The following is a 17,957-nucleotide window of genomic DNA, read 5'->3' on the forward strand; positions in this document are numbered from 1 at the left end:
AGTTGCTCGGATACGTCCCTTACCCTGCCCGTGATTTGTTCGCTCGGGGGAGGGGGACGGCCCATGTACAGCGTCATCGTGGTGCCGCCAGTGAGTAGCAGGCCGGATGACCAGATCAGGATGGCGCCCGGTGAGGCGCTCACGTTCGGAAGGGCCGTACCGGAGGGTGTCGGCCTGGCCATCGCACACGACGGAGTGCCCCGGCTCGCCGGAGAGATCACGGCGCACCGGACCTATTGGCTGCTGAGCAACCTCAGCGAGGAGCAGACCTACGTCGTGGAGAACCCGGAGGGCGCGGGCGAGCACGTCAAGGTCGCGCCGGGCCGGGTGGAGGCGCCCGTGCCGTTCGAGTTCTCGCGCGTGGTCCTGCCCGCGGCCGGCGATCTGCTCGCCTTCGACGTCTGGGCACCGCGGCACACCTTCCGCAGCGCCGCGCGCCACGGACTCACCGGGGCCACCACCGCACCGGCATTCGCCCTCGACCGCACCAAGCGGTACTTCGCGGTCCTGGTCGCCCTGTGCGAGCCACGCCTGCGCGGCGAACCGCACGCCCCGCTGCCCGTCGTGGAGCAGTTGGTGGAGCGCCTGCGCCCGACCTGGCCGACGGTCAGCCGGTCCTCCGTCTACTGGAACATCGACTACCTCACGCTCAAGCTGCGCCTGCGCCCCGGCCCCGACACGGCCGAACCCGGCCGGCGCCTCAACGGCAAGAAGGAGACGCTGGTCTCGCTCGCCCTCCGCTTCGACCTGGTCCGCGAGGACGACCTCGTCGTACTCGCCGCGGCACCGAGCGAGGCGGTCCGATGATGTCCGGGAGAGCGTACGAGGGGCACGCCGTCCCTGTCCCGAAGGGCTACCGGGTCGGCCCCTGGGAGGTCCGCGAGCCGCTCGCCTCCGGCGCGTTCGCCACGGTCTACGCCGCCCGGCGCGTCGACGGCGAGGCGCCGGACCTGCCGCGCCGGGCGGCGCTGAAGTTCCTGCCCACGGGCACCCGCACCCCACGCCAGCTGCGCCACCTGCGCGAACTGACGGAGCGGGAAGTGGAGTTACTGGGTCGGCTGCGCGCACCCCGCCTGATCCGCATGTACGACACGTTGACGGTCGACGACCCGGACCACCCCGAGCTCGACGGCGCGACCGTCCTGGCCCTGGAGCGGGCCGAGGGCTCCCTGAACGCCGTACTGGACGCGGAGCGGGCCCCCGCCTCCGGCCCCGCCCTGCTCGCCCAGATCAGCGAGGGCCTGCACCAGCTGCACCACACGGGCTGGGTGCATGGCGACCTCAAACCCGCCAACGTCCTGCTGATGAAGGACGGCTCGGTCCGCCTCGCCGACTTCAACATGGCCGCGGAGCTGGAGGGCACCCACGCCTACGCGCCCGCCTTCGCCACCCCCGACTACACCCCACCCGAACTCCTCTGGCCCGAGATCGACGAGCGCGGCACCCGGATCCGCCCCTCCGCCGACATCTGGGCCTACGGCGTCATCGCCCACCTCGTCCTCACCGGCACCTTCCCACTGCCGGGCGGTACGACGGAGGCCCGCACCGACGCGGCGATGCGCTATGCGCGCGGCACCGAGGAACTGCGTCTGTCCCCCGAACTCCCGGACACATGGCGGAAGATCATCACCGACTGCCTGGCCCGCACACACGAGGACCGGATCACCGCCGAGGTGCTGCTGCGCCGCGTGGAACAGGCCGCGGGCACCGCCCCCTCCCCCCGCCTGCCCCGCCTGCGCCCCCGCGCCTGGCGTCGGCCCGCCCTGGTGACCGGCCTCGCGACGGCGCTCCTGGCGGGGGCGGCAGCGGTGACGTACGCGACGCTGCGGGACGACGGACCGTCGTACGGCTATCACCGCTGCCCCTTCGGAACCGTCTGCTTCTTCAGCGAGCAGAACGGCACCGGTGAGATGTGCAGCTGGGAAGGGAACGATCCGGACTGGCTGTCGGGCGAGGACACCTGCATGTGGACCGCCGACCGGCCGGTGAAGTCGATCTTCTACAACGCCGACGAGTCGACGGGGCTCGGCGGCGTGGCCTACTACCGGGGTCGCGACTACACCCCCGTCGGCGAGGACATCACCCGCCCGAACTCCCGCCTGCGCACCGGCTGCACGTCCCAACGCGCCCAGGGCAACCTGGCGGGCACCTACGCACCGCTGTCCCACCGGTTCATCGAACACTGCGGGGACGGCGCCACGGACTGACCCGGCACCCTGCGACCTTTCGAGGTTCCGGCGCCGTCAGACGCTCGGCGTAACCGGCGCCACCCGGTCCGGGACGGTTCCCGGGGCCGGGTGGGCCGGAGAGTCACTCACTGCGGTCGGTCAGTCACTGCTGGGGGTGGCGCTCCACCACTTGGGTGGCGGTGAAGCCCCAGTTCGAACCGGTGGAGGCCCAGCCGCCGGTGTAGGCGCCGAAGGTGCCGTCGCCGCGGGCGGGCATGGTCCACATCCGCACGGTGCCGTTGCCGTAGCCGTACATGAAGCCCAGGTCGTCCCGGCCGTCGCCGTTGTAGTCGCCGGCGGCGATCTTCATGCTGGCACGTGTGAGGTTCCCGGCCGCGACTCTCGGGGAGCCCTTGTAGGTGCTGAGGACGCCCTGGTCGTCGCTCAGGAAGGTGTGGACCCCGTCAGAGCCGTCGCTGTAGTCGTACCAGGCGGCGAGGTCGTCGCGGCCGTCGCCGTCGAAGTCACCGGAGTAGACGGAGGTGCGGTCGCGGCTGCCCCAGGTCGCGCCCTCCCAGCCCCTGACGCCGGTGGCGAAGCCGCCCTGGGGGGTGGAGAGGAAGGTGAAGGTGCGGGCGAGTCCGCTGTCGTAGGTGTAGAAGACGCCGATGTCGTCGCGGCCGTTGCCGTCGTAGTCGCCGGTCACCAGCTTGGCGGCCGTCGCGGTCCAGCTGCCCTCGGCGATGGTGAGCGAGCTGGTGGGCGAGGTGAAGCCGCCGTTCCGGTCGGACAGGAAGGTGAACAGCCGGTCGTGGCCGGCGGCGTAGTCGTACCAGGCGGCGATGTCGTCCCGGCCGTCCCCGTTGAAGTCGCCGCTGACGAGGGTGGAGCGGGAGAAGGTCCAGTCCCCGGGCTCCGTCCTGAAGGAGCGGAACGGCGTGGCGTAGGCGCCGTCGCCCTGGGAGATCCAGGTCCACATGCCCATGGTGCCGTCGGAGTAGCCGTAGGCGGCGGCGAGGTCGGAGAGACCGTCGCCGTTGTAGTCGCCGTGCAGCAGCTTGGCGTTGGACGCGGTCCAGTTGCCCGCGGGGCCCGCCCAGGATGAGGCGGGTGCCTGGAAGGTGCCGTCCGGCCTCGTGAGGAAGCGGAAGCTGGCGTCGCGGCCGTCGCGGTAGTCGTACCAGGTGACCATGTCGGAGCGGCCGTCGCCGTTGTAGTCGCCCCGGACGACGGTGTTGCTGGACCAGAGGTTCTCGCCGGAGGCGTTCCGGACGACCAGGTTGCCGCGGTCCTGGACGACGGCGCTGCCCCCGGGCGCGGAGGTCTTCGACTCCCACAGGGTGGTGCCGTCGGCCGCCTTCACGGCGAGGTTGCCGGTCTCGCTGAAGGTGGCGGTGGCTCCTGGGTGGCCGGCCGTTCCCGACGACCACAGGGTCTTGCCGGCGTTGGACGCGACGGTCAGGTTGCCGTCGGCGCCCATGGTGACCTTGGCCGACTTCGACAGCAGCGAGTCGCCAGGGCGCAGGGTCTGTCCGGGGGTGAGGGCCGCGCCGCCCGGGGAGCCGTCGGCGCGGGCGGCGACCGCGCCGGTGCGGGTCTCGGTGGTGCCGTGGCAGCCGCCCTGCCAGGAGCGGGAGTTGACGGCGACCAGTTCGTACGAGCCGCTGCCGGTCGTGCGCAGGACCGGGCCGCCGGTGTCGCCCTTGCAGACGGAGTCGTCGGCGGTCTTGCCGGTCATGGCGAGGGTGCCGTCGGCGACCGAGTCGAGGGTGTAGTTCGCCTGGTGGAGCTTGCCCGGCACCCATTCGGTCTTGGTGCGGCCGTAGCCGAGGACGGTCAGCGCGTCGCCGGCGGCGGGCGCGGTGGCGGCGAGCTTCACCGGGGCTATGCCGGTCGCCGGGGAGGCGAGGCGGGCGAAGGCCAGGTCGCGGCCCGCCCGGGGCACGATGTGGGTGACCTCGGCGACATGGCCACCGGTGCCGTTCAGATCGGTGCGGCCGATGGTGGCCACGGTCTTCAGCGCGGGCTTGCCGGCCGCCGGGGCGGTGCCTGACTGCGGGTCGGCGGCGAAGCAGGAGGCGGCGGTGACCAGCCACTCGGCGTCCACCAGGGCGCCGGAGCAGGCGCGGATGCCGTTGCCCATGTCGAGGTGGGCGGTGAAGGTGTGGGTGCCTTCCGGGGTCGGGGTGCCGACCACGGCGTTGGCGGCGGGCGCGGGCACGGCGAGGACGGCGCCGGCGGCCAGCAGGGCGAGGGCGCGGGTGACGCGATGCGGGCGTCTGTCGTACGAGGACATGGCTGTGTGGTCCCTTCGAGGCCTACTTGGTGGCGTGGAGTTCGACCAGGGTGTGGTCGCGGCCGTCCACGCTCTCGCCGACCGCACCCCAGGAGTTCGCGGCGACGGTGTACGAGGTCTCGGTGCCGTCCACCGTCATGTCGGCGACGATCTTGTACTCGTTGGTCCTGATGCCGTAGACCTGCGGCAGTTCCATGGCGACCCGGCCGGACTGGCCCTTGGCGGAGAAGCAGAACGGGTCGCTGTGGCCGCGCGCGTAGACCTGGATCAGGTTGGTGGCGGAGCCGCAGTCGGCGAACAGGATGTTGCCGTCGCCGGTGAGCAGACGGATGCCGTGCTCGGCGTAGATCTTGTCGGCGTCGGGATAGGCGAAGTCCTCGACGGCGACGGGCGGCAGGTCGTCGGCGGTGGCCAGGGGGGCGCCGGTGAGCAGCAGGGCGGCGGCGGTGGCGGCGACAGCGGCGGCCAGGGCCGGCGGAAGCAGGGGTCTCAGGGATCTCATGTGCTCTCTCTATCAACCGATTTATGCCCCGTGACCCTCGAAAGTTCGAGGGTGGGCACTCCCGTAGCGCGGGTTACGGTGCGTCGCCCAATCCCCTTGCCGCACGGGAAGGATGCCTGATTTGCCCCCCTCGCTCTGGAGCAGACGCCGCTTACTGACCACTCTGGCGGGAGTCACCGCCGCCCCCGCCCTGCCCGCCGCGCTCACGCTGACCGCCGCGCCCGCGTATGCCGCCGAGACGGATCCCGACGGCACGTATCACGGCCTGCCCGACACCGAACGGGGCCGGGCCGTCTGGGCGTACAAGACCGGGGGGAGGGCGGTACGGGAGGCTGCCGCCCTCGCCCTCGCCGGACCGCCGGCCGCAGTGACCGCCTTCCTCGCCGACGAACTGCCCGTCGCGCAGGCCGAGGACAACCGTTTCGCCGTCATCTCCAGCCTCCCCTACGCAGGGAAGGCCACCCGCGCGTCCGCCAGTACGGCCCTGTCCGCCGGGGACGACGCGGTCGCGGCGTTCCTGAGCGACGGCTACGAGGCGCCCGTGCACGAGGACCTGCGGGTCGCTGTCCTGACTGTCATGAATCACGGCGGTACGGCCGTGCAGCGCGAGGCCGGCAAAGCGCTGGGGGCGGGCACTCCGGCGGCCCTGCGGACGTTCCTGGAGCAGACCCAGTACACCGCGCAGCAGGAGGACGACCGGGCGGCGGTCTTCGCCATCCTCGCCACGGCCTCCCCCGAGGTGAAGAAGTACGCCGAGCGGGCGCTGAACGATGGTTCACCCGACGCCATCCGCCAGTTCTTGGTCTCCGGCCAGTACATCGCCCGCGCCCGGGACGAAGAGGCCGCCACGATCGGCCAGTTGGTGGAGATCGTCAAGCGCGAGGGCCGGCGGGCGAAGCTCCAGACGGAACAGGCCGTCGCCGCCTCCGCCCGCGCGAAGGAGGCCGCCGAGAAGGCCAAGGCGGCGGCCTTGAAGGCGGCGGAGGAGGCGCGGGCGGCCCAGCAGGATGTCGCCAAGTCGGCCCGGGCGGCGAACGACGCGGCGAGCGCCGCGCGCGGGGCCGCCAACGCCGCCAACACGGCAATCGCCGCGTCGCGCACGGCACAAGCCGCGTCCAGCCGCGCCGCCCGGGCCGCTCAGGCCGCCGCGGCGGCCGCTGCCGCCGCCGGGAGCGCGGCCTCCCGCGCCTACAACGCCGCGATCGCCGCGTCCGCGGACGCGTCCAAGGCCGACGCAGCCCGCCAGGCGGCGCAGAACGCACGGGCTGCCGCGGGCCAGGCGCGCACTGCCGCCGCGGCGGCCGACCAGGCCGCCGTCGCCTCGGCGGAGGCCGCCGGCGCCGGAGACGCCGCCGCGAGCGCCGCCACCAACGCGGCCGCGGCCGCCGACGCCGCCGCCGACGCCGCCGAAGCGTCGGGCGCCGCCCAGTCCCAGGCCGCCAAGGCCCGGCAGGCGGCGGCCGAGGCGAATGCCGCCGCCCATCGGGCCACCCAGGCGGCGAGCACCGCCCAGACCCTGGCCAACCGCGCCGCAGTCGCGGCCCGCGCGGCCCGCGATGCCGCGAACAGCGCTGCCGCGCACGCCGAGAAGGCCGCAGACGCGGCGGACGAGGCGGCGGCCCACGCGGGCCAGGCGATCGAGTACGCCAAGCGTTCCACCGCCCATGCGGCAGCAGCGGTGGAGGCGGCCAACACGGCGGCCGGCGCCGTCGAGAAGGCTCAGGAGGTCGAGCAGGCGGCGCGTGAGGCGGAGACGGCGCGCATCACGCAGGACACCGAGCTCGGCATCCAGGAGTCACGGATCCGGGCGCAGGCGGAGATCGCCGAGGCGGAGCGGGCGCACCGGGAGCGGACGCAGGCGGAGAAGACCTCCGCGGAGATCAAGGAACTGATCGCCGCAGCGGAGACGGCCCTGAGGGGCGGAGACACCGCCACCGCGGTCGCCACCGGCCGCAAGGCCGCCGTCAAGCTGCTGGACTCGTCCGGCACCTGGACCCGGGAGGCCGCCGAGTTCGCCCTCGCCGACACCGACGAGTCCGTCCTCAACTGGATCGACGCGGACCGGGTCCTGGCCCAGCGGCAGGACGACCGGGAGGCCGTGCTGGCCGTCGGCAAGGCGTCCAGGGCGTCCGTCGCCGACGCGGCACACAAGGCCCTGGCGAGCGAGGACCCGGGGGCCCCCGCCGCCTTCCTGACCGGCGGGGCCATCGAGGCGGCGAAGACGGACTACCGGGTCACCGTGCTCGGCATCCTGGGGCAGAACCCGGGCCCCGCCGTCAAGGCGAAGGCCGAGGCGGCACTCGACGACGGAAGCGCGACGGCGATGAACCGCTTCCTCACCATCGAGCTGGCGGAGGCCGTCAAGGAGGACGACCGCGTCGAGATCCTCCGCCTCCTCGAATCCGGCGGCCCCTACATGAAGTCGGCGGCACGGATCGTCCTGGAGGGCGCCGCAGCGATGCGGCGGCACTTCGTCGTCCGCGACAAGTACGAGATCGCCCGCCTTGACCAGGACCACGCCGCGCACGTCGCCGCCATCCGCGCCGCCATCGCCCACGCCGCGAGGATCGCCGCGCAGGCCCAGGAGGACGCGGCACTCGCCTCCAAGGCGGCCGCCGAGGCCCGCCAGGCAGCGGCCGAGGCGTCCGAGTGGGCGGCCAAGGCCAAGGGCTACGCCACCGACGCGGCGAACGCGGCGCAGGAAGCCAAGGCCAACGCCGACGCCGCCGACAAGTCCGCAGCCGAGGCTGCCGCTTCGGCTGCCGGCGCCAAGCAGGCCGCGTCGGTGGCCCGCAGCGCGGCACGCAGCGCCAACTACTCGATGCGGCAGGCGATGGCGTCAGCGGAGAAGGCCGTGGCCCACGCCGCCGACGCCCAGCTCTCCGCCTCCCAGGCCAAGGCCTCCGCAGAAGCGGCCGGCGAGGACGCCGACGCGGCGGCCGAGGCCGCGAGCCAGGCACAGGAGGTCGCGACGCAGAGGCGGGAGGCGGAACAGGAGGCCGAGGCACGGCAAGCGGCGCTGGACGCGCTGGAGGCCGAGCAGAACGGGACGAACCCCTCGCAGGTGCCCGAGCAGGACATGCCCTGGTACATGGACTGGACGCTGAACCCTGACGGGAGCCCGGATTACGAGGCTTCGGCGACGCTCAGCAATCGCACCAGCGCAATCCTCGGGTGGGCCGGGCTGATCGCCGGCGCCGCAGCCCTGTTCATCCCGGGCGGCGCGCTGGTTCTCGGAGCGGTCGCCCTGGGATTCGGCATCGCGTCACTGGTCAGCCAGTCCGCGGGCACGTACTTCACCGGGAAGGAGCACGGGTTCGACAGCGCCGAGTTCAAGAGCGCGCTCGGCATGACCGCGGTCAACGGGCTCTTCTTCGGCAAGGGCCAAGTGATGTCGAAGGTCGGCACCGCGGCGGCCGGCTTCGTCTACGACGCGGGTTCCTCGCTCATCAGCGCGCTGACCTGGGAGTAGCCCGCGGAGAGGAGAGGAAGGGCGCCCAGGCGCGGGCGGAGACGAGGAGAACGGCGCCGCCGGGGTTCTTGGAGTCCCGGATGGGGACGGCGCCGTTCAGGTTGTCGGCGACCTCGACGCACTCACCCGTTCGGCTACGTCCGCGACGTGTCCGCAGCAGGCGCCCGGTGGCCCGGACGGTTCCGCATCGCGTCCCTGAAACATTGCAGGTTCCCCCAGCCACCGACCTCGACCACCATGACCGTGGCAGGACGCACCGCGCCACCACCAGGGGGAAGGACACACATGAACATCGCCATGCCTCGGATCCGCCTGACCACCGCTGTCGTCGCGGCCACCGTGGCCGCCGGCATGCTCACCGTCAGCGCCCAGCCGGCATCGGCCAACGTCTCCGAGGGGTACGTCAAGGGCGCGTACATGTACCAGGACGACTTCGGCGACGAGGGAACGCTGTCCACCGGCTCGCACGCACACACCAACGCCACCGCCCTGTGGCAGTGGATCCTGTGGGCCGAGGGAGCCAAGAAGAGCAACGGCGACGCGTTCGCCCACGGTGACATCGACTGCTGGTTCGGCTCGGACACCAAGTCCGCCACCATCAGCCTGCAGCGCACGCTGAAGCTGAAGTCCATCGACGGCATCGTCGGCAACGAGACCTTCGGCGCGGTCGACGGCAACATCGAGTGGGTGTCCAGCAACAACGACAGCTACCCCTACCGGACCAAGCTGCGTTACAAGGGCAACGAACACGCCTTCTTCCTGTACCGCAGCGCGAGTGGCGTCTACAAGGTGTACATCCCGAACGTCGGCTGGAAGCCCGCGTCGTACACGTACGCCAATTGCTGACCCCCGCCGCAGACAGATCGACACGCCGTCCATCCATCCGTCGTCAGTGGAGGAATCATGGTCCGAGGCAGTTCGCCTCACATCCGGGTCGGCCTTGTCACAGGGGCCCTCACCGCAACGCTCCTGGGAGGAGCGCTCGCCGTCGCACCGGCCGCCTCGGCGGCGTCGTATCCGACCTGCAACGCGGTCAAGCGGGTGTACTTGTCCTCGACAGTGTGGGTCAGGCAGCCCTACTACTCGGGCACCGGGAGCAGGAACTGCATCCTGCAGTACGGGAACAGCAGCTCGGCCGTCACCGCGCTGCAGGACGCCCTGATCACCTGCTACAGGCAGGACACGGGCGGGAAGGACGGGATCTACGGCCCCAAGACGAGGCAGGCCGTGTACAACGTCCAGACCCAGTACAGGGACATCGCCAACGACGGCATCTACGGCCCGGAGACCCGTAAGAAGATGGGCTGGCGCGTCTACAACAACGGCAACGCCACCACCCAGTGCACGGCCCCGGGCGTCTGAGGCCGACAACCTGAAGAGTCACAGGTACCGTCCCCCACTCCCGTCCGCCACCATGGCCCCGTGCCGCCCCGGGGAGTCGGCGCGGCTGACGGAGGAGACCGCGAGCAGGGGTGCACGGTCGGCCCCGCAGGCGCGGCCGCGGTGAGCGTGATGTTTCCCCTCGCTCACCGCGGCCGTCTCGGTCCCCTCCCCCGATCCCCTCACCGCCGGGCGCACCGTCCGGCACCGCACCCGTCGCTCAACCGCCAGGGCCCGGCCCTGCAGCAAGTGGAGTCCCCGCCCATGCATCCCGCAGCCCGCGTCTTCCAGATCCTGTTCCTGCCCGGCGGGCTCGCAGGCGCCCCAGGCGGCCCCCGCCCCCGTCGCGCAGCCGTACGGCGCCCCCGCACCGGTCCCGCCGCATCCCGGCCACTCCCCCGCGCCGGGACGATAGCCTCTCACCAGCCAACCAGCGTGGCACGAGAGCACGTTGCGTAAGAGAGAGCAGGTCGGGGGACCCATGACAGACCAGCGACCCGGGTCGCCGTACACACCGGCGGCCGGTGACGCCGCGCTGAGGCAGGCGGGTGCAAAGCCGCTGGAGGCCGCCGATCCCGGGCGGATCGGACCGTACGTACCGCTCGGGCTGCTCGGCAGCGGCGGGATGGGGCGGGTGTATCTGGCCCGCCCGGCCGACGACAGTCCGGGACTGGCCGCCGTGAAGGTGATCCGGCCCGAGTATGCCGAGGACCCGGAGTTCCGGCGGCGGTTCGAGCGGGAGGCCGCCGTCCAGGCCCGGGTCCACACCCCGCACGCGCCACAGTTGCTCGGCACCGGGTTCGACGACTCGCTGCTGTGGATGGCCACGCAGTACCTGCCCGGCCTCAACCTCGCCGACGCCGTCCGTGAGTGCGGCGGCCTGGGGTCCGCCGGGCTGTGGCGGCTGGTCGCCGAACTCGGGCAGGCCCTGTCGGCGCTGGCCGCCGCCGGGGTCGTACACCGTGATCTCAAGCCGTCCAACGTGATCCTGTCCCTGCGGCACGCGCACGTCATCGACTTCGGCATCTCGCAGGCCGCGGACGCGAGCTCCATCACCACGACCGGCTCCCGGGTCGGCACCCCCGCCTTCATGTCCCCCGAGTATCTGCGCGAGGGCCGCTGCGACACCGCCTCCGACGTCTTCTCGCTCGCGGGGACTCTCATCTACGCCGCCACCGGCACCGCGCCCTTCGGCGACGGAACCGGCGTGGACGTGATGCACCGGGTCGCCTTCGAGGAGCCCAAGGCCGAGATCATGGCCGAACTCACGGTCGTGGACCCCGAGTTGGCCGCGTTCCTCTCGGCCTGCCTCGCCAAGGACCCGGCCGGGCGGCCGACCCCGCGACAGCTGATCGACGCGGCGGCGGCCGCCGGGCACGGCCACGCACCCTCCTGGCAGGAGCCCCTGGGCGGCCACCTTCTCTCCCGGCAACAGGCCTGCGAGGTACTGGAGCGCGCCTCCGCCCGGCAGACCGGCCACTTCCGGGCTCCCACGGAACCCGTGGCCTCCCCTGCTCCCCGCCCCGCCTTCGGACCTGCGACGCCGCCAAGCCCGTACGGCGCGCCGCCCACGCCTCCCGGCCCGTACGGCACCCCGTCCACCCCACCGGCCGCGTACGGCATGGCCACGCCCCCGGCGCACTACGGCACGTCCCCGCAGGGCCCGCCCAGCGTCGGGAACGGCGCGAGCGGCACGAGGCGATCAGGACGGAAGCCGTACCTCGCCGTCGCCGCGGGCGTCGCCGTCGTCGCCGTGATCGTCAGTGCCTTCCTGCTCACCCGCCCCGAGTTCGACGAAACGGCCTCCGCCTCCCCGACGACCTCCGGCAGCACCGCCTCCGACAACGAGCCGGGGTCAGTCTCTCCCAGCCCCTCCAGCTCCCCTTCCAGCAGGGAGAAGGAGAAGGAGAAGGAGGAAGGCAAGGAGAAGGAGAAGGGCGAGAGCGAGGGCCAGGGCGAGGACGAGCAGGCCACCGGCGGAGCAGCCGACGGCAGCGGCGGTTCGTCCGGCGGTGGCACGGGCGGTGCGCAGCCCACGGTCACCGTCACCGCCACCTCCGGCAGCGGAACCGCCGGCGGCACCGGCACCTCTCCGACCGAGACCGCCACCACGCCCGCCGAACCGCCGTGGAACACCCAGTGCACGTACTACTCCGGCACCGCACTGACCCGGTACGGCGACAAGAACAGCCGCGTCACACAGGTGCAGTGCATGCTGGTCAAGCGCGGCTACAGCGTCGGCAACGCGGGCGTGGACGGCCAGTTCGGCGACGGCACCCGGGCCGCGGTCAAGAAGTTCCAGAGCGCCAAGGGCCTGGACGTCGACGGCATCGTGGGCGCCAACACCTGGGGAGCGCTGCGCAGTTCGACATGACGGCGCGAACCGGTCAGTCCGGCTCGGATTCCCAGCGGAAGGACGCGAGGCCGAGCCGTTCCTCGTCCGTGCCGCCCGCTCCCGGGACGTGGTCGTCGCCCTGCCATCGGCGAATGACGTGCCCGACGACGGCCATTCCGGCGAGCAGCATTCCGACCAGGCAGACGAAACCGATGATGAGCCCGGCGACACCCAGGAGGCCGTACCCGGTCCAGGCCACCATGATGTCGACCGGGTTGAAGCACGCGCACGACAGCATGGTGTGATGCTTCCCGACGGCGGCCCGGTGATGACGCGCCGTGCCCCAACGGTGCCCCGGCGGTTCCCGTACCGCAACGCAAGCGTGGACGGGCCCGCCGACCGGCAACCGGTGGGCCCGTCCACGTCATCGCGCTACGGCTCAGTGGAAGAAGTGCCGTGTCCCCGTGAAGTACATCGTCACGCCCGCCTTGCGGGCCGCCTCCACGACCTGCTCGTCGCGGACCGAACCGCCCGGCTGCACCACGGCCTTGACGCCCGCCTCGGTGAGGATCTCCAGCCCGTCGGGGAAGGGGAAGAAGGCGTCGGAGGCCGCGTAGGAGCCCTGCGCCCGCTCGGCGCCGGCCCGCTCGACCGCCAGCTTCGCGGAGTCGACCCGGTTGACCTGCCCCATGCCGACGCCCACCGAGGCGCCGTCCTTGGCGAGCAGGATGGCGTTGGACTTCACGGCCCGGCACGCCCTCCAGGCGAACGCCAGCTCCTTCAGCTCCTCGGGGCTCAGCGCCTCACCGGTCGCCAGCGTCCAGTTGGCGGGGTCGTCGCCCTCGGCCTGGAAGACGTCCGTGATCTGGGCGAGGCCGCCGCCGTCGATCGGCTTGAACTCCGCCGAGGTCTCCGGTGCCTGCGGGCAGCGCAGGACGCGGATGTTCTTCTTCTTGGCGAGGGCCTCCAGCGCGCCCTCCTCGTAGTCGGGCGCGACGATGACCTCGGTGAAGATCTCCGCGACCTGCTCCGCCATCTCCTTGCTGACGGGACGGTTCACCGCGATGACACCGCCGAACGCCGACAGCGGGTCACAGGCGTGCGCCTTGCGGTGCGCCTCGGCGACATCCGCGCCGATCGCGATACCGCACGGGTTGGCGTGCTTGATGATCGCGACGCACGGCTCGTCGTGGTCGTACGCGGCACGGCGGGCGGCGTCCGTGTCCGTGTAGTTGTTGTACGACATCTCCTTGCCGTGCAGCTGCTCGGCCTCGGCCAGGCCGCCGCAGCCGCCGGTGTACAGCGCGGCGGGCTGGTGCGGGTTCTCGCCGTAGCGCAGCACCTGCTTGCGCTGGTACGTCACCCCGATGAACTCCGGGAACTCCGCACCCTCACCGGCGTACTCGCCCGCGAACCAGCCGGCCACCGCCACGTCGTACTCGGCCGTGTGCCGGAACGCCTCGGCGGCCAGCCGCTTGCGGGCGGCGAGGTCGAAGCCGCCGTCGCGCACGGCGGCGAGGACGTCGGCGTATCGCTCCGGGCTGGTGACCACGGCGACCGAGGGGTGGTTCTTGGCGGCGGCGCGGACCATCGACGGGCCGCCGATGTCGATCTGCTCCACGCACTCGTCGGGCGAGGCGCCGGAGGCGACGGTCTCCTCGAACGGGTAGAGGTTGACGACGACGAGGTCGAACGGCGCCACGCCCAGCTCGTCGAGCTGCTGCCGGTGGCTGTCGAGCCGCAGGTCGGCGAGGATGCCCGCGTGCACCTTCGGGTGCAGGGTCTTCACCCGGCCGTCCAGGCACTCGGGGAAGCCGGTGAGCTCCTCGACCTTGGTGACGGGGACGCCGGCGGCGGCGATGCGGGCGGCGGTGGAGCCGGTGGAGACGAGTTCCACGCCCGCCTCGTGCAGGCCACGGGCGAGCTCCTCCAGCCCGGTCTTGTCGTAGACGCTGACGAGCGCGCGACGGATGGCCCGCTTGTTGCTCTCGGCGGTGGCGGTCACTGGATAACTACCTTTCGTCCCTCAATGCGATAGCCGTTGCGGGCGAGCCGCCCCACGACATCGACGAGCAGCCTTCGCTCGACTTCCTTGATGCGCTCGTGCAGCGCGCTCTCGTCGTCCTCGTCCCGGACCTCCACCACGCCCTGCGCGATGATCGGCCCGGTGTCGACGCCGTCGTCGACGAAGTGGACGGTGCAGCCGGTGACCCTGGCGCCGTACGCGAGCGCGTCGCGGACGCCGTGGGCGCCGGGAAAACTGGGGAGGAGCGCGGGGTGGGTGTTGATGAACCGCCCGCCGTAACGGGCCAGGAACTCCTTGCCCACGATCTTCATGAACCCGGCGGAGACGACCAGATCGGGCTCGTACGCGGCGACGGCCTCGGCGAGGGCGGCGTCCCACGCCTCGCGGCTCTCGTAGTCCTTCACCTTCCGTACGAAGGTGGGCAGCCCGGCACGCTCGGCCCGCGCGAGCCCCTCGATACCGTCCCGGTCGGCGCCGACGGCCACGATCTCGGCACCGTACGCCTCGGCGCCCTCGGCCGCGATGGCGTCGAGCAGCGCCTGCAGATTGGTGCCGGATCCGGAGACCAGCACGACGAGGCGCTTGGCGCGCTTGGCCACGGGCTTGGCGGCCACGGTGGGGCCCTTTCTCGAGAGCATTTTGCAGGGTCGGCGGTTTGTAGGGTCCTACGAATGCTTCGCGCCCCCGGATACGGGGAAGCCTACGAAGCAACCGACCGTCAGCAACGATACCGGCACACCGGGCGGCCCCCACGGGACGGGGGCGTGGCCGGGAGGTAGCGTCTGGGAGGAGCCGGTTCGGGAACGTGATCCGGGCACCGTGCGTTCACCAGTAACGAGCGAGATGCACGAGCATGGGCCAGCAAAATCCGAGCCGGGTCCACGCAAGCCAGTTCCACAGCAGCCAGTTCCACCGCAGTCAGATCCACAGCCAGATCCATAAGGGGAAGACGCTCTCTTGATGCCGGACCGCAGTCTGCGACTCCTCACGTTCCCCCCGCAGTCGGTACAGGGGAGGGAGCGCAGCGGCGTGCTGCTGCGGGAGCGCCCCGCCTCACCGGCCGACGCACCGTCGGGCGACGCCAACGGCGACAGGCAGGACGACAACCCCTTCGCTCCCCCGCCGGAGGGCACGCCGGACCGGCCGTGGCAGCCGCGGCGGCCTTCGGGCGACAGCGGGGACTCGGCGGGCTCGACGGGCTCGACGGGCTCGGAGGGCTCTCAGGGAGACGGCGGGCGTCCGGCGTGGGGCAGTCAGTGGAGCGATCGGCAGCCCGGCCGCTCCTCCGGCGGCGGCTTCGGCGACCGGCCCGGCGGCGGCCCCGAGCGACCCGGCGGTCCGGCGCCGGGCATGCGCTGGGACCCCACGGACCCGGCACAGCGCCGGGCACGCTATGCGCTGCTGGCGGGCATGTGGGCCTTCTTCTTCGCGCTGTTCACCTGGACGTACGTCGCGCTGCTGCTGGGTGCGCTGGCGCTGTACTGGGGCATCAGCGCCCTGCGCACCAAGCCGCGCACCCCGTCGCCGGACACACCGGCGGGCGCGACACCGGCCCGCCCGCAGGCCGCGGCGGCGGTGAGCGGTCTGGTCACGGCGTCGCTGGCGATCGCGCTGGTCGGCGCGTCGTTCGCGGCGCAGCTCGTGTACCGCGACTACTACACGTGCACCAATGACGCCCTCACGAACGAGGCCCGCCAGGATTGCAGCAAGCTGCTGCCGGAACAGCTGCGGGATGTACTGGGGGCCAACTCGTAGCGATCGGGGGCGCGAGGATTGAGGGCCGGCGCCTTGGGCTCGGGGCCGGGCGCCAGGGCTCAGGGCCGACGCCTCACACTCCGGCCCCAATACCCGCCTATGCCTCATGGGCCGGCGCCTTGGGCTCGGGAGCCTTCGGCGGACCTTCCGACTTCGTAGACTCCGTCCGTTCCGACGGCTCCCTCGGCTCCGTCGACTCCCTCAGCTCCGTCGACTCCGTCGGCTCCCTCAGCACCGTCGGCTCCGTCGACTCCCTCGGCTCCATCGACTCCGTGCGCTCCGTCAACTGCGGCCGCTGCGTCCGCTCCGCCGGTTCCATCTCCTCCGCTTTCGCGGAGACTTCCCGCAACGCCGCCCAGCGGTCCTCGCGGGCGGCGTCGTCGTGGGGCCAGGGGGACGGGGGGCTGAGCGGGAGGGGTTCGTAGGGCTCGTAGCTGTCGTACCCGTCCTGGGTGTCGTACGCGTCCTGAGTGTCGTACGCGCCGTCGGTGTCGTACGTGTCCTCCGCGAGGCCGAGGTCTTCCAGGTCGGAGGTCGGTTCGGGTGATGCGGGGTCCTGCGCCGGGTCGGGTTCGGTGCCCCGCGGTCCCGCGTCGGCGTCCGTTTTCACGTCCGTCGCCTCGGCATCCGCCGGAGCCACCTGCTTGCGCTCCGCCACCTGCACTCCCGTGGCCGACTTTTCCGCCTCGCCCTCCCCCACCGTCCCCCGGCACCCCCACCACCGCACCGCCAAAGCCACCGGCACCCCCACCACCGCCACCCACGCCACCGTCGCCACCGCCACCTGCCACCACACCGGCCCGAACCGGGCCAGCGCCTCCACCCCCAGCGGCCCGCCCGCCAACCCCGCCAGCAACGCGAGCCACGCCCCGCACAGCACCGCCGCCACCCCGGCGTATCCCGCAGTCCGCCCCAGCGACCAGGGCTCACGTCCACCCCGCGCCCCCGCCGCCGCCCGAGCCGTGAACCACCCCACCGTCGCCCCGGCCACCACGGGCACCACGCCCGCCGCCCAGTTCAGCGGCGTACCGGCCCCCGCCCCCGGCACCGCCGCCAGCAGCGGAAACGGCGGCAGGAGAGGGGCGGGGTCGGAGTACAGCGGGCCTGTCACATGCCCGGCGCTCAGCGCGAAACCGGGCCCGAGGGCGTACGCCGCGCCCCACACCGCCGCGTTCGGCACCAGCGCCAGGCACAGCAACAGCACCGCGAACCGGCCCGACCACCCCTCGGTCAGCTGCGCGAACGCCACCCGAGCGGCCGGGCCGTGCCACACCAGCGACGCCGCCACCAGCAAGGCTCCGCCCCCGACCAGCACCGCCGCCCCGGCCGTCGCCGCCCGCGCCGAGACACCGAGCCGCTCCCGGGTCTGCGTCCCGAGGAAGGCCCGTCCCAGTGGCCCCAGCCGGTGCAGCACGCTGTCCACCGGCCGGCGAGGCCACCCGTACGCCGTCCACACCCCGGCCCCGGCCGCGCCCACGGCGACGAGCGGCAGGCACAGCGCCGTCCACATCCAGTCCGGCCGCAGCATGCCCCCCGCCGTGTACGCCGCGACCACGCCGCCGACCGCGAGATAGCCGAGCACCACCCCGGCCCACGCCGTACGCCCGGCCACCAGGGGCGCCGGTCCGTCCCCCTCGTAGGCCCCGTCCACCGCGTCCCGGGCCGCCCGGTACAACAGCCACACCGGCAGCAGGAGCAGCAGCATGGGCGTGAGTCCCACGGGCGCGGGGGCGCCGGAGAGGGTGTCGGTGCGGACGAGTTCCGCGCCGTGCGCCAGCAGCCACAGCGCCGCGGCCACGTGCAGCGCGCCGCCCGGCCCGCTGTCGGGATAGGGCGAGCTGATCCACAGCATCATCACCAGCACGGCGAACGAGCCCAGCCCCAGCCCGGCCGCCACCACGCCGCCCAGAAGGCTGGTGGCCAGTCCGGGCGACCGGCGGCGCGTCCGGGTGGGCCGGGGAGACAACGACGATCGGCGGTCGGTCATCAGGATCACGACGGCCATGCTCCCAACGACACGCGC

14 protein-coding genes are annotated in these 17,957 nt (G+C 72.6%); 7 read left to right on the top strand and 7 right to left on the bottom strand.

Annotated elements, in window-relative coordinates; translation table 11 throughout:
• Positions 1–63 precede the first annotated feature (63 nt).
• Positions 64–807 (top strand): FHA domain-containing protein, encoded by a 744-nt coding sequence (locus tag HJD23_RS15495; RefSeq protein WP_171114302.1) that lies wholly within the window; start codon positions 64–66, stop codon positions 805–807.
• Positions 807–2,207 (top strand): protein kinase, encoded by a 1,401-nt coding sequence (locus HJD23_RS15500; RefSeq protein WP_171118798.1) that lies wholly within the window; start codon positions 807–809, stop codon positions 2,205–2,207. Before HJD23_RS15495 ends, HJD23_RS15500 begins: the two co-directional genes overlap by 1 nt.
• 124 nt (positions 2,208–2,331) lie before the next feature.
• Here HJD23_RS15500 and HJD23_RS15505 read toward each other — a convergent pair whose 3' ends face one another.
• Positions 2,332–4,464: a trypsin-like serine protease gene (locus tag HJD23_RS15505; RefSeq protein ID WP_171134031.1), complete on the bottom strand. Its 2,133-nt coding sequence runs from the start codon at positions 4,462–4,464 to the stop codon at positions 2,332–2,334.
• Between the two features lie 22 nt (positions 4,465–4,486).
• Positions 4,487–4,966 carry a hypothetical protein gene (locus HJD23_RS15510; RefSeq protein WP_171110757.1) on the bottom strand — a complete coding sequence of 160 codons (480 nt, stop codon included), beginning with the start codon at positions 4,964–4,966 and terminating at the stop codon, positions 4,487–4,489.
• 121 nt (positions 4,967–5,087) lie between these two features.
• Between HJD23_RS15510 and HJD23_RS44735 the strand changes: the two genes are divergently transcribed.
• The gene (locus HJD23_RS44735; protein WP_277347776.1) at positions 5,088–8,438 is read left to right on the top strand and encodes an ALF repeat-containing protein; all 3,351 of its coding nucleotides are present in this window, start codon (positions 5,088–5,090) and stop codon (positions 8,436–8,438) included.
• Here the strand turns inward: HJD23_RS44735 and HJD23_RS44990 are convergent.
• Entirely contained in the window at positions 8,416–8,721 is a 306-nt protein-coding gene (locus HJD23_RS44990) for a DUF397 domain-containing protein (RefSeq protein WP_346770307.1), read from the bottom strand. The two genes, HJD23_RS44735 and HJD23_RS44990, sit on opposite strands and share 23 nt — an antisense overlap.
• A gap of 2 nt (positions 8,722–8,723) precedes the next feature.
• On the opposite strand from HJD23_RS44990, the gene HJD23_RS15525 reads away from it, so the two are divergent.
• The 3 genes from HJD23_RS15525 to HJD23_RS15535 all read left to right on the top strand — a co-directional run bounded on the left by HJD23_RS15525 (position 8,724) and on the right by HJD23_RS15535 (position 12,192).
• Positions 8,724–9,284: a hypothetical protein gene (locus tag HJD23_RS15525; protein ID WP_171117604.1), complete on the top strand. Its 561-nt coding sequence runs from the start codon at positions 8,724–8,726 to the stop codon at positions 9,282–9,284.
• Positions 9,285–9,341: 57 nt separating this feature from the next.
• Positions 9,342–9,800, top strand: coding sequence for a peptidoglycan-binding domain-containing protein (locus tag HJD23_RS15530; RefSeq protein WP_171117602.1), 459 nt, complete (start codon positions 9,342–9,344; stop codon positions 9,798–9,800).
• 499 nt (positions 9,801–10,299) lie between these two features.
• Complete coding sequence (locus tag HJD23_RS15535; protein ID WP_171117600.1) at positions 10,300–12,192, top strand: serine/threonine-protein kinase; 1,893 nt, start codon at positions 10,300–10,302, stop codon at positions 12,190–12,192.
• Positions 12,193–12,205: 13 nt separating this feature from the next.
• Here the strand turns inward: HJD23_RS15535 and HJD23_RS15540 are convergent, their stop codons facing one another.
• The 3 genes from HJD23_RS15540 to purN all read right to left on the bottom strand — a co-directional run bounded on the left by HJD23_RS15540 (position 12,206) and on the right by purN (position 14,793).
• Positions 12,206–12,451: a hypothetical protein gene (locus HJD23_RS15540; RefSeq protein WP_171117598.1), complete on the bottom strand. Its 246-nt coding sequence runs from the start codon at positions 12,449–12,451 to the stop codon at positions 12,206–12,208.
• A gap of 141 nt (positions 12,452–12,592) precedes the next feature.
• On the bottom strand, positions 12,593–14,158 hold the full coding sequence (purH, locus tag HJD23_RS15545; protein WP_171117596.1) for a bifunctional phosphoribosylaminoimidazolecarboxamide formyltransferase/IMP cyclohydrolase: 1,566 nt from the start codon (positions 14,156–14,158) through the stop codon (positions 12,593–12,595).
• Positions 14,155–14,793 carry a phosphoribosylglycinamide formyltransferase gene (gene purN, locus HJD23_RS15550; RefSeq protein WP_171117595.1) on the bottom strand — a complete coding sequence of 213 codons (639 nt, stop codon included), beginning with the start codon at positions 14,791–14,793 and terminating at the stop codon, positions 14,155–14,157. Before purN ends, purH begins: the two co-directional genes overlap by 4 nt.
• Before the next feature lie 346 nt (positions 14,794–15,139).
• Between purN and HJD23_RS15555 the strand changes: the two genes are divergently transcribed.
• A complete protein-coding gene (locus HJD23_RS15555; RefSeq protein WP_171117593.1) occupies positions 15,140–15,934 on the top strand; it encodes a hypothetical protein in 795 nt (264 codons plus the stop codon).
• A 97-nt stretch (positions 15,935–16,031) separates the two neighbouring features.
• On the opposite strand, the gene HJD23_RS15560 is transcribed toward HJD23_RS15555, so the two are convergent.
• Positions 16,032–17,939: a DUF6350 family protein gene (locus HJD23_RS15560; RefSeq protein ID WP_240980720.1), complete on the bottom strand. Its 1,908-nt coding sequence runs from the start codon at positions 17,937–17,939 to the stop codon at positions 16,032–16,034.
• Positions 17,940–17,957 lie beyond the last annotated feature (18 nt).

It is taken from the genome of Streptomyces sp. Z423-1 (assembly GCF_013009255.1).
In the GTDB taxonomy this organism is placed as follows: Bacteria; Actinomycetota; Actinomycetes; order Streptomycetales; family Streptomycetaceae; genus Streptomyces; species Streptomyces gossypiisoli.